11 protein-coding genes are annotated in these 11,711 nt (G+C 69.7%); 5 read left to right on the forward strand and 6 right to left on the reverse strand.

The window, feature by feature from the left end; genetic code table 11:
• Window positions 1-45: 45 nt before the first annotated feature.
• The 4 genes from VP06_RS10505 to VP06_RS10520 are packed head-to-tail and all read right to left on the reverse strand — an operon-like array spanning window position 46 to window position 2,105.
• Window positions 46-1,218, reverse strand: a complete 1,173-nt coding sequence (locus VP06_RS10505) for a hypothetical protein (RefSeq protein ID WP_048463713.1) — start codon at window positions 1,216-1,218, stop codon at window positions 46-48.
• Window positions 1,215-1,502: a hypothetical protein gene (locus VP06_RS10510; RefSeq protein ID WP_048463714.1), complete on the reverse strand. Its 288-nt coding sequence runs from the start codon at window positions 1,500-1,502 to the stop codon at window positions 1,215-1,217. Before VP06_RS10510 ends, VP06_RS10505 begins: the two co-directional genes overlap by 4 nt.
• Window positions 1,495-1,719 (reverse strand): hypothetical protein, encoded by a 225-nt coding sequence (locus VP06_RS10515; RefSeq protein ID WP_048463715.1) that lies wholly within the window; start codon window positions 1,717-1,719, stop codon window positions 1,495-1,497. Before VP06_RS10515 ends, VP06_RS10510 begins: the two co-directional genes overlap by 8 nt.
• Window positions 1,716-2,105, reverse strand: a complete 390-nt coding sequence (locus VP06_RS10520) for a hypothetical protein (protein WP_156295534.1) — start codon at window positions 2,103-2,105, stop codon at window positions 1,716-1,718. Before VP06_RS10520 ends, VP06_RS10515 begins: the two co-directional genes overlap by 4 nt.
• 303 nt (window positions 2,106-2,408) lie before the next feature.
• Between VP06_RS10520 and VP06_RS10525 the strand changes: the two genes are divergently transcribed.
• From VP06_RS10525 to VP06_RS10545, 5 genes are all read left to right on the forward strand, one after another.
• The gene (locus tag VP06_RS10525; protein ID WP_048463730.1) at window positions 2,409-3,371 is read left to right on the forward strand and encodes a hypothetical protein; all 963 of its coding nucleotides are present in this window, start codon (window positions 2,409-2,411) and stop codon (window positions 3,369-3,371) included.
• 2 nt (window positions 3,372-3,373) lie between these two features.
• Window positions 3,374-4,441, forward strand: coding sequence for a hypothetical protein (locus tag VP06_RS10530; protein ID WP_048463717.1), 1,068 nt, complete (start codon window positions 3,374-3,376; stop codon window positions 4,439-4,441).
• 613 nt (window positions 4,442-5,054) lie between these two features.
• Entirely contained in the window at window positions 5,055-5,426 is a 372-nt protein-coding gene (locus tag VP06_RS10535; RefSeq protein ID WP_048463718.1) for a hypothetical protein, read from the forward strand.
• Between the two features lie 128 nt (window positions 5,427-5,554).
• A complete protein-coding gene (locus VP06_RS10540; RefSeq protein WP_048463719.1) occupies window positions 5,555-6,925 on the forward strand; it encodes an efflux RND transporter periplasmic adaptor subunit in 1,371 nt (456 codons plus the stop codon).
• A 14-nt stretch (window positions 6,926-6,939) separates the two neighbouring features.
• A complete protein-coding gene (locus VP06_RS10545; protein ID WP_048463720.1) occupies window positions 6,940-10,194 on the forward strand; it encodes an efflux RND transporter permease subunit in 3,255 nt (1,084 codons plus the stop codon).
• A gap of 54 nt (window positions 10,195-10,248) precedes the next feature.
• Here the strand turns inward: VP06_RS10545 and VP06_RS10550 are convergent, their stop codons facing one another.
• Together VP06_RS10550 and VP06_RS10555 are read right to left on the reverse strand one after the other, a co-directional pair.
• Window positions 10,249-10,971 carry a cytochrome c biogenesis CcdA family protein gene (locus tag VP06_RS10550; protein WP_048463721.1) on the reverse strand — a complete coding sequence of 241 codons (723 nt, stop codon included), beginning with the start codon at window positions 10,969-10,971 and terminating at the stop codon, window positions 10,249-10,251.
• 36 nt (window positions 10,972-11,007) lie between these two features.
• Window positions 11,008-11,711 (reverse strand): hypothetical protein (locus tag VP06_RS10555; RefSeq protein WP_048463722.1); only part of this gene is annotated, 704 nt, incomplete at its 5' end.

An 11,711-nucleotide genomic window follows, 5' to 3' on the forward strand; every position in this document is an offset into this window, starting at 1 on the left:
GGAGCCTCGGCAGCGGGGGCCGGCTCGTGCCGGACTGGGGATGCCTCAGACATGGAAGTCCGCCATCTCAAGCTCGGGCAGATCGCGACCGTCGGCCAGCGCTTGGAACCAGCTGGCTAGCGCAGGGGACATGCGCGGCGCCGTAAATCCGGCAAGTTCCGGTTCGAGCGCCGCGGGACGGGCCCGGGCCTGGTCGACGTCGGCACGGATGAACTCGACAGCCTCCCCCGGCGTGATCTGTGCGCGCTGCGCCAGGTCGACCGCGATGGCGAGATCCCCAACGGTCAGGCGGCCGGGCGGCTGGACGGGCGCGGCGGGACGGAAGATCGGCTCCGGACGCGGTGCGGGCACCGGCTCGGGTGCAACCGCCTCGACCTGGGCAGCCAGGGCGGCGGCGGCGTCGAGGCGGCGCCAATGGGCGTAGACCGTCTGGACCGAGACCTCCCAATCGTAGGCCATGCGGGCGGCGGTCTTGCCCTGGGCGCGCTCGGCCCGGATGACGTCGTCGGTGGGCATGCGGCGCATGCGGGGCATGGGGTAGGTCTCCGGGATGGGGGGCGTGACGGTGACAGGGGGCTCGGGTTCGGCCGGTTCGGGCTCCGGCTCCAGCGCAGCGAGGTCGGGGAAGACGGCGGCGACGGCGGCCGGGTCCTCGTCCCGGAGTGCCGCTGCGAGAACCGCGTCGACCGGGGGCAGGACGTAGCGGCCGGTGGCGGGCTGCGCGGCGACCAGGGCTAGCGCCGCGCGGATGACGGAACCGACGGCGCGCTCGAAGGTCAGCCTCGCCTCCCAGGCCGAGATGGCCTCGACGTCGCCGCGACGGGCCCTTGCCCCGAGCGAGGTCGCGACGCCCCTTTCCTCGGAAGAGATCGTCGGCGGCGTCAGGCCGCGGCGCGAATACAGGCCCTGCGCGCCGACGCTGATGCCGGCCGCCCGGGTGCCCCGCTTGGCGCTCCCGAGGGCGTAGCCCGTCTCGATGGCGACGGCCGCCTCGGCTTCCGAGCACGACATCGAGCGACCCCCGGTGCGGGGCGGGGAGACGCGGCCTGCCTGGGCGCGCCCCTTCTGCGCGAGGGAGCTCAGCGTGCGCTCGCCAATCCAAAACCAGCGCTCGCAGGCCATATCCAGGCCGTGCGAATCGACGATCCGGGCAACGAGCGCCGGCGACGGCGTCTCGTAGACGTCGCCGTCGATGCTGGAGAGGGCGCCGCCCGTCATAGCAGGCTCCCCTGCGAGGGGCGGCGGGGATCGGCCGAGGGCATGAGCACCGGGCGCCGGGGTGGGACCGGCGTCGCCGCGGCCGGGATGGTGCGGACCTGGGCGACGGGACGGGCGTCGACCGGCGCGGCCGGGGGCATCTCCGACGGGATGTCGACGACAGGCGCACGGGCGGCGTGCCTGTTGAAGGAGGGGCTTGCGGCGAGGCGGATGTCTGCTTCGAGGTGCCGAAGGAAATCGGGCAGGTCGACGAGGTCCGGGTCGTCGAGGAACGGGTTACGCATGGGCGGCCTCCCGCGGCGCGAGCGTGTAGACGGTGTGCGACTGCAGCCCGAGAGCCGCCAGCAGGCGGGGCCCCGGGGGCTTGGCCCCGCGGGCGACCTCGCAGACGTAGGTGTGCGAGAGGCCGACCGAGGCGGCCCATGAACGGTGCGACCCGGCCGCGCCCACGCGCTCCCGAAGGAGCGCGAGGACGGCCTTCGTGTCGGCGGGCTGGCTCACGCCGCGGTCGCCGGCTCGGTGGCGGGCTTGGCGTGGGGGTCGACCCAGGCCTCGAACTCGGCGCTCTCGACCCAATGGGCGGGGTAGTTCCCGTGCATCCATGAGAGCACGCGCATGTCGTAGCGCTTGCCGTGGTTGTTGCTGCCCGGCGTGCCGACGCGGAGATCGTGCTCGGCCTCCTCCAGGGTGGCGATGACGATGTGGGCCTCGCCGGCGCCCTTCATCGTCTTGCCCTTTCGGGGGGTGACGAGGTCGCCGACGGCGAACGGGATGTGCCGGCCGTAGAAGGCGGCATGCTCCCGTAGGGCGACATCGATCAGGGCGGGCGGACGGTGCTCGGTCTCACCGAGATGCTCGCGAGCGAACTCCGCGAACAGGCGCTCCATGCTCATATTGCTTCGACTTTCGAAGGAAGTATTGGTGAACGGCGTTCAGTGAATCCAAACGTGTACATGGAAGCGTACGGGTCGCCGGCATGGTGTCAACGGGGTGCGTCATCTTGGTCTTCAGTCACCGACGAGGAGTGTGTAGGATCTACACATGCGCCATAGGCTACGTCGCCCGTTAACCGCGATGACCATGTACCCCTTCCCCCCATGAACACCGATTTCGTCTGAAAGCCCCTTGCGAAATTCTTGGTTGCGATGGCAGCATTCTGGAATCCCGCAGGCTTCCAGGATTCGCCGCAGATGCTCTCCCTCCTCATCCTCGCTCTCGCCGCTGCCGGGGTCGTCATCCCCGTGCTGCTCGCCGCCATCGCCGCATCCCGGGGCGGTCCTGAGACCGCCCCAGCGGTCCCCGCACCCATCGGGGCGGCCCTCCCGGTCGCCGCCCTAGGGCTGACGTGGCGCCGCCTGCGAGACGTCCGAACCCGGCGGGGCGACCGGACGCTCTGGGCCGGCGACGGCGATACGGCGATCTACAGCCGTGCCTACCGCCTCCTCCGCGTCCCTCTTGCCGAGGTCGGGTTCTCCTGGGGGACGGCCGAACGTGCAGGGGGCGTCGTCCAGCCCTTGTGCTGGGAGGACCCGACAAGGGGCGATCAGGCCATCCTCGATGCGCTCACCGACGCCGATGAGGCTCTCGCCTACGACGACCGTCGTATTGCCCGGGAGGACGAGCGTCGCCGGCAGACGGATGCCCTCGACGCCGAGCTCCACGGCGAGAGCCGCAAGGCGGACCTGCAGCGCCTGCGCGAATCGCTGCGGGACCTGCATTGGGCTTGGTCGAAGAAGCGCCGCGAGCTCGCCGAGGGGCTCCTGCGCGAGCCGGAGGCCGAGGGCGGCATCCCCAAGGCCGTCGTCGCGAAACTGGCGCGCGATCTCACCGCCGACGTCGACGAGACCATCCGCCGGGTCCGTGAGCGCATCGCCCAGGACCCGTCGAAGGGCTGGCTGAAGCTCGCCGAGAACCAAGCCATCCATGCCCCTCTCAGGACCGCGCTTCAGATTCTCTCCAGCCACGACGAGGATTTCGCGACGCTGGATAACGGCGTGGGCTGGGGCAAGTCCCACAGCCACGCCGGGCACATCCTGTCTGGCATGACCGAGTTCACCGTCATCGAGGCGTCGCAGGGACTCGCAGCGGTCTGGCGGCACCGCAAGCAACTCCGGCCGGAGCTTCGGCTGGCCATCTTCGGTTCGGAGGCGTGATCATGGCCAAGCGCAAGCAGAGCCCCTGGCAGGGCGACCTCTTTGTCGCCGACGCCCTCGTCTACACCGCGTCCAAGGACGCCCTCGTCGGGGAGCTCCTCCAGCACATGAAGGACGCCTTGCCGCCGGGCGTGCCCATGGCGGTGACCGAGGTCGTCTCGGTCGTCCGTGACCCGCACGGTGCCCTGGTCGGGCGCGTGCGCGTCTTCGACGGCCAACTCCACACCGTCCGAGTCCGGGGCAACCCGCACTCGGTGCGGGAATACTCGTGGCCAGACCTGAAGGTGCCCTTCGGATGGGACGAGGAAGCCCGATCATGGCGCCGGTACCCGAAGGACGCCGATCAGCCCAAGCCCGACGTTGCCCCGTCCCCCGGCGAGCGCCTCGTCGCGGCGGGTCTTGTCGATGAAACGTGGCTCCGGCTCGGCGGCGACCTGCGTGACCCTGATGCTCCGGAGAAGCCGCGGTCCCTGGCCACGCCCCTATTCGCCAAAGTCCTCGGGTCGGGCGAAGTGCGCCTCTTCCTGAATTTCCCATCGGCCAGCGGCTTGGCGTTTGTTCAGCGGGTCGAGGCCATAAGTGGCTTGAAGGCGGCTTGGGACACCGAGGAGATTGACAGCCCCTTCCGGTACCGCGGGCACCACGCCGAGGATCTAACGACCGACGCGGGCTGGGAGTCCCTCGCGGCAACCCTGGAGCACACCACCTCAGACTACGTCGCCATGTACGCCGCCCGGGCGGCCATCGAAGGCAGGCTCGCCATCGCGAACGCACGATCCCTCATGGACGCCGCGGGGGTCCCGGAACCCGAGTCTCCCGGCCGGGAGGCTGCGATAGCGAGGCTCCAAGTGCAAGCGTCCGGGCAGGTCATGCCGGTCGTCGAGGACGCCTGGGCCGTCATCCACGCGGCGGAGGATGGCTTGATCAAGCCGGGCGGCTGGGCGAACGGGTACCAAATACCGGCCACGCTGACGGAGGCGGGCCGGGTGCGGTTCGGGCTCGCGCCGAAGCGGCAATTGAAGGCGTTGCAAAACAGCAGCGCATCACGGGTGCGGCCGAATGCACGTTAATCACGGAGCTAGTGCTTGATTGCCGCTCGTCCGTGCAAGCAGTAGATTTTTACACACGCTTGCCGCACCCGTTGACAAGCAAGTCGAGCCTAGCTGTGTCGCGGCTTGTTTTGAATTCTACGACAAAAATTGAGGCATATATGAGCGATACACTAAAGTTTTTCGTGAAAATCAATGGGACCGTCCGCATCGAGACAGTTATTGCCGACAGCCATGAGCATGCGGCCCAGCGCTTCCTTCTCAGAGTCGCTCGACGGGACTTAGGGTCGAGAGGCTATAAACCTCAGGTTATTCGCGAGGGGGTTACAGATACTGGCGCGAATTGGTGGAGAGGAGAGTTGTGGCGTCGAGCGCGCGACGGTAACGGTTGGGTAACCGATGATTACCGCGCCATATTCACAACGCGAGAAATACCTCTTGAATCGTGAGGCGATAGGCAACCAGCGGTCTCATCATGGCGCCGAGATTGGGGCGAATTCCTCGGAAGTCGTGTACAGGCTGAGATCTCGCTAGCCTGCTCTCTCTGAGCTTCGCCCTATCGACATCCGCGCAGGCTTCGTCCCGCGTGGGAGCACCTTGTGCGAACCCGGGGAAATCGCACATAAGGCCGGAGATGGTCTCGCGAGACGGGCATAGCCGCCGACGGGCGGCACGGAGATGGTGGGCGCTCGCCGCCCGCCTGCTCGCGCTCGCCCTCGCCCTGTCGCTGGTCGCGCCCGTCACGGGCTACGCGCACGACCTCGCCTATCACGGGGGCCACCGGCAGGCCGCGCAAGTGACGCTGTCGGCCTCCGCGCCGGACGCGGGCGCGAACGACCCCGGCCTGGCCTGCCACATCCATTGCGGCTGCCACCAAGTCACCCCGGCGGCGGCCACCGGTCCCGTCATGCCCCGCATCGAAGCCGTGCCCCCGGTCTACGCCAGCTTGACCGAGACGGCCTCGTCAATCGACCCCGACCGCCTGCCAAGACCCCCTCGCGCGTGAGGTGACGGCGCCGTCGCGGCGCGTCCCCGCCCTGCGCCGTCCGCGGTGCCGGGTCCCTCACGTGAACATACGGGTCCGACCGCGCACGCCTCCCCGCGTCGAACGGAAGCCCGTCCGAGCAGGCCCCCATGCGTATCCTCCTCTCCGCGGTCCTCCTGGCCGCCGGCGTCGCCATCGGTGCCGCCGTCCCCGCCGTCACCGGCTTCGTCCAAGACAGCCTATCCGCCGCCGGCCTGCCGAAAGACCTGTTCGCGTTCGCTGCGGGCCCGGCTCCCGCCAAGCCCGAGCCCGCAAGGGTCGGGGCCGGGCAGGACGACGATGACGACAAGGGCGCCGCGTCCCCCGAAAAGGCCCACGGCCAGGTTCCCGGAGGGCACGGGCACGAGGCGGCCGAGGGGCACGCCGAGGCCGAGGCGGGCGTGATCAAGATGGCCCCCGAGCAGGTCTCGGGGCAGGACATCTCGGTCGTGAAGGTCGAGGGCGGCACCCTCGCCCGGCACCTCCTGGTGCCCGGCACCATCACCCCCGACACCGACAGGATCGCCCGTGTCCCGGCCCGGGTCGTTGGTACCGTCGCGGAGATGCGCAAGCGTCTCGGCGACCGGGTCGCCAAGGACGAGGTCGTCGCCGTCCTCGAAAGCCGGGAGGTCGCCGACGCCAAGAGCGAGTACCTCACCGCCTCCGTGCGGGCCGAGCTGGAGAAGACCAACTACGACCGGCAGCAGGCGCTCTGGGACAAGCGCATCTCGTCGGAGCAGGTCTACCTGCAGGCCAAGGCGACCTATACGGAAGCCACCCTGCGCGTCGACCTCTCCCGCCAGAAGCTCTCCGCCCTGGGGCTGAGCGCGACCGAGGTCGCGGCCGCGCAGAAGCGGGACGAGGCGACGCCGAACCAGTCCACCCTGCGCCGGTATGAGCTCCGCTCGTCGCTCGCCGGCCGCATCGTCGAGCGCAAGGTCGACGTCGGGACGAAGGTCGGCGGAGAGGGGGACCCGGCCGACGTCTACACCGTTGCCGACCTCTCGACCGTCTGGATCGAACTCTCGGTGCCGACCACCGAGCTTGCCAAGGTGCGGGAGGGCGCACCGGTCGCGGTCACCCCGGCCCAGGAAGGCGGCGACCGCCATGCCGACGGCAAGGTCGTTTTCGTCAGCCCGTTCCTGAACCCGGACACCCGCTCGGCCCGGGTCATCGTCGCCCTGCCGAACCCAGACCTCGCCTGGCGCCCCGGCACCTTCGTCACCGCCGAGGTCGAGATCGCGCACGACGCGGTCGAGGTGCGCGTCCCGAAGGCTGCCCTGCAGTCGGTCGGGGGAGAGCGCGTCGTCTTCGTGCGCACGGAGGAAGGCTTCGAGAAGCGCGAGGTTGAGCTCGGGCGCTCGGACGACGATTCCTACGAGGTCGTCTCCGGCCTGAAGCCGGGCGACCCCATCGCGGTCGCCAACTCCTTCCTCCTCAAGGCCGAGCTCGGAAAGTCCGAAGCCGGCGACGACGACTGAGCAGGAGACCGGACATGATCTCCCGCATCCTCGATTTCTCCGTCCGTCAGCGCTGGCTCGTCGTGCTCCTGTCGCTGCTGGCCGCCGGCTTCGGCGTCCACGCCCTGACGAAGCTGCCCATCGACGCAGTGCCCGACATCACCAATAACCAGGTGCAAATCAACACCGTCGCGCCCGCGCTCTCGCCCTTCGACATCGAGAAGCAGGTCACCTACCCGGTCGAGACCGCGCTCGCCGGCATCAAGGGCCTCGAATACACCCGCTCCCTCTCGCGCAACGGCTTTTCCCAGGTCACGGCGGTCTTCGCCGACGACGTCAACGTCTACTTCGCACGCCAACAGGTGGTGGAGCGCCTGAGCGAGGCGCGCGAAGGGCTGCCGTCGGAGATCGAGCCGCACATGGGGCCGATCACGACCGGCCTCGGCGAAATCTACATGTGGACCGTGCGCTACGCGGCGCCCGGCGAGCGGAAGGCGTCGCGCCCGGGCAAGCCCGGCTGGCAGGCGGACGGCAGCTATCTGACGCCCGAGGGGCAGCGGCTCGCGACCGAGCTGGAGCGCGCGGCCTACCTGCGGACGGTTCAGGACTGGGTGATCCGGCCGCAGGTCAGGACCGTGCGGGGCGTCGCCGGCGTCGACAGCATCGGCGGCTACGAGAAGCAGTACCATGTCCAGCCGGACCCGACGAAGCTGACCGCGCTAGACCTGTCCTTCGGCGACGTCGCCCGGGCGCTCCAGGCGAACAACGCGAACCAAGGCGCCCGCTACCTGGAGGACAACGGCGAGGGCTACGTCGTCCGCTCCTCCGGCCGCCTGGAGAGCATGGACGAGATCGGCAACGTCGTGGTCACGACCCGCGGCGGCGTCCCGGTCCGGGTGAAGGACATTGCCGAGGTGCGGATCGGACGCGACCTGCGCACCGGCTCGGCCAGCGAGAACGGCCAGGAAGCCGTGGTCGGAACCGCCCTGATGCTCATCGGCGAGAACAGCCGCACGGTCGCGGCCGCCGTCGACGCCATGATGCGCGACATCCGGCGCTCGCTCCCGCCGGGCATCGAGGTCCAGACGGTCCTCGACCGGACCCGTCTCGTCGAGGCAACCATCCGGACCGTGGCGACGAACCTCACCGAGGGAGCGGCCCTCGTCGTCGTCATCCTCTTCCTGCTGCTTGGCAACATCCGCGCCGCCGTCATCACTGCCCTGGTGATCCCGGTCGCGATGCTGATGACGACGACCGGCATGGTCGAGGCCGGCATCTCGGCCAACCTGATGAGCCTCGGGGCGCTCGACTTCGGCCTCATCGTGGACGGGGCGGTGATCATCACCGAGAACGCCCTGCGCCACCTCGCCGAGCGGCAGCACGCCCTCGGGCGGGTCCTCACCATGGAGGAGCGCCTAACCACGGTGCGGGCCTCGACCGAGGAGATGATCAAGCCCTCCCTCTATGGGCAGGCCATCATCATCCTGGTCTACGTGCCGCTCCTGACCTTCACCGGCGTCGAGGGCAAGATGTTCGAGCCTATGGCGCTCACCGTCATCATCGCCCTCGCGGCGGCCTTCGTCCTCTCCCTCACCTTCGTCCCGGCGATGGTAGCCATCGTGGTCACCGGCAAGGTCACCGAGAAGGACAACCTCATCATCCGCGCCCTCAAGGCGGTCTACCGCCCGATGCTCGGTGCCGCGGTTCGCGCCCCGCTGGCCTTCGTGGCGCTGGCCCTGCTGCTGCTCGCCGGGAGCGGCGCGCTACTGGCCCGGCTCGGCACGGAGTTCATCCCCACCCTCGACGAGAAGAGCATCGCGTTGAACGCGCTGCGCATCCCGTCAACCTCGCTGTCGCAGTCCCAGGCGATGCAGCTCAAGGTGGAGGAGGCCATCGGACGCTTCCCCCAGGTCGCCTACGTCTTCTCGAAGACCGGCACGGCGGAGGTGGCCACCGACCCGATGCCGCAGAACTCCTCGGACACCTTCGTCATCCTCAAGCCCCAGGAGGAGTGGCCCGACCCGGGCCTGTCGAAGGCGGAGCTGCAAGAGGAGATCGAGAAGGGGGTGGGCCGGCTCGCCGGCAACGTCTACGAGTTCTCCCAGCCGATCCAGCTCCGCTTCAACGAACTCCTGGCCGGGGCCCGCGGCGACCTTGCCGTCAAGGTCTTCGGCGACGAGTTCGAGCCGATGACGCGAGCGGCCGACCGCATCGCCGACATTCTGCGGGGCACGCAGGGTGCGGAGGACGTCAAGGTCGAACAGACGGCCGGCCTTCCGATCCTGGAGATCAAGGTCAACAAGACCGAGGCCGCGCGCCTCGGGCTCAGCACCGGCGCCATCCAGGAGGTGATCGGCGCGGCCATCGGAGGCCGGCAGGCGGGCCTCCTGTTCGAGGGCGACCGGCGCTTCCCCATCGTGGTGCGGCTCACCGACAAGGTGCGCGAGGACCGCGAGGCGCTGGAGAACATCCCGGTTCCGCTGCCGCCCGGGCCCAACGGGCGCTCGACCTCCGTCCTCCTGAAGCAGGTGGCGAGCTTCTCGGTCTCGGAGGGACCGAACCAGATCAGCCGCGAGAACGGCAAGCGGCGCGTTGTCGTCACCGCGAACGTGCGCGGGCGCGACATCGGCTCGCTCGTGGCCGAGGTCCAGGGGAAGGTCGCCGAGCAGGTGCGGATGCCGCCCGGGTACTACGTGACCTGGGGCGGTCAGTTCGAGAACCTCGCCTCGGCCAAGCGGCGGCTGACGGTGGTGGTGCCGGCGTGCTTCTTCCTGATCTTCCTCCTGCTCTACTCCGCCCTGGGCTCGGTCCGGGACGCGCTCCTCGTGTTCAGTGCGGTGCCGCTCGCCCTGACCGGAGGCATCGCGGCCCTGTGGCTGCGCGGCATGCCGTTCTCTGTGCCCGCCGCCGTCGGCTTCATCGCCCTGTCCGGGGTGGCGGTCCTCAACGGCCTCGTGATGCTGACGTTCATCAAGCAGCTCGTCGCCGAGGGACGCCCCCGCCGAGAGGCGATCCTGGAGGGCGCCATGACCCGGCTGCGGCCCGTCGCCATGACTGCCCTCGTCGCCTCGCTCGGGTTCGTTCCGATGGCGTTGGCGACTGGGACAGGCGCGGAGGTCCAGAAGCCGCTCGCGACCGTGGTCATCGGCGGCCTGATCAGCGCCACCCTGCTGACCCTGGTCGTCCTGCCGGCCCTCTATGCGCGCTTCGGCGGCGCCCGCGCCACGCCGCCGGTCAGCCATGACGAGGACGCCGATGGCGCCGCGCCGTTCCGGCAGGCCGCCGAATAGCCCGCCTGCCGCAGGCATCGAGGGGCAGCCCGAGCCCCTCGATGTCTTCTCCGTTCAGCCGATCCGACCTAGCGCCGGAAAGGTCTCCATGATGAGGGAGGCCACATCGGTCATGCGGTCGGTGACCATCAGCAGCCCCATCGCCACCATCACGCCCCCGCCGACGAGCTGAAGCGCACGGCCGAACCAGCGTAGGGTCCGGAGGCGCGCGACGAAGCCGGACAGGAACAGGGCCGCCGCCACGAACGGCACGCCGAGCCCGAGCGAGTAGACGGTGAGCAGGGCGACGCCCTTGCCCGAGGCCGAGGAGGCCGTGACCGCCAGGATGGCACCGAGGACGGGACCGATGCATGGGGTCCATCCGAAGGCGAAAGCCGTTCCGAGGAGATAGGCAGCGACGGGTCCCCGACCCGGCGGATCGCCGTGCCAGCGTAGCTCGCGCTGCAGCCAGGCGGGCCGCAGCAGACCGGCAGTGAACAGGCCGAACAGGATCACCAGCAAGCCGGAGGCGAGGTTCAGCGTCTCGCGATGAGCGAGCAGGGCGAAGCCGAGCGCGCTCGCCCCCGCGCCGAACGCGACGAAGACAGTCGTGAACCCGAGCACGAAGCAAAGGCTCAGGCCGAGCGTGCGAAGGCTGTCGCGCTCGCCGGCGGCCGACTGCCCGGCGACGTAAGACACGTAGCCCGGAACGAGAGGCAGCACGCAGGGCGATAGGAACGATACGGCGCCGGCCGCGAAGGCCGCGAGGAAGCCCACGCTTGAGGCGTCGATGGCCATCGGTTCAGCCCCGGCGGAGTAATGGACGCAGGATCGTCACTCCTGACCGGACCCTGCCGCGGCGAAGATCTTCAAAAGGCGTTGGCGCTCCGCCTCGGTCCTGCCGGGCCCCGCCGGCTTGAGTGCCACCGCACCCCGGACCGGCTCGCGCTTGCCGGCGACGGCAACCGGGCCCGAGGCCGTCATGGCGACCTCACGCGGCCCTGCGGCCAGGGCCTCGGGGCGGCTCACCTCGCCGAGACCGCCTCCGGCCGCGATCATGGTCTCCCGGAACGACCGGTGCTGGCCACCGTCCTCGTACACCAGCCGGACGGCGGGCGTCCCGCTCGCCACGAGGGCGGCGACCTGCCGCTCGTCATCCGCCTGCTTCCGCGCGACCGCGCCAGCCGTGGCCTCGTCGCCGGCATCGAACACGTATCGGCCATCGGCGACGCCGACGCCCGGCTCGGCCCTCGTGACCTCGAACCGGTCGGACCCCTCCTTGAGGTTCCTCCAGAACGCGATATTCGGGTCCTGCCGGTGCCGGGCCATGTTTTCCGGCGTCATACGGAACGGGTAGGACTGGAACTGGACGGCGCGCTGGCCGCCCGCGAAGGCCTCCCGCACCACGGCATAGAGTTCCGAGATCGCCTCGTCCGTCATCGCGAAGCAGCCCCGCGACGAGCACGAGCCGTGCACCATCAGGTGCGCACCGGTGTGCCCCAGGGAGCGGTCGTACTCGTTCGGGTACCCGAGATTGA

Origin of the sequence: Methylobacterium aquaticum, assembly GCF_001043915.1 — a bacterium.
Classification (GTDB): domain Bacteria; phylum Pseudomonadota; class Alphaproteobacteria; order Rhizobiales; family Beijerinckiaceae; genus Methylobacterium; species Methylobacterium aquaticum.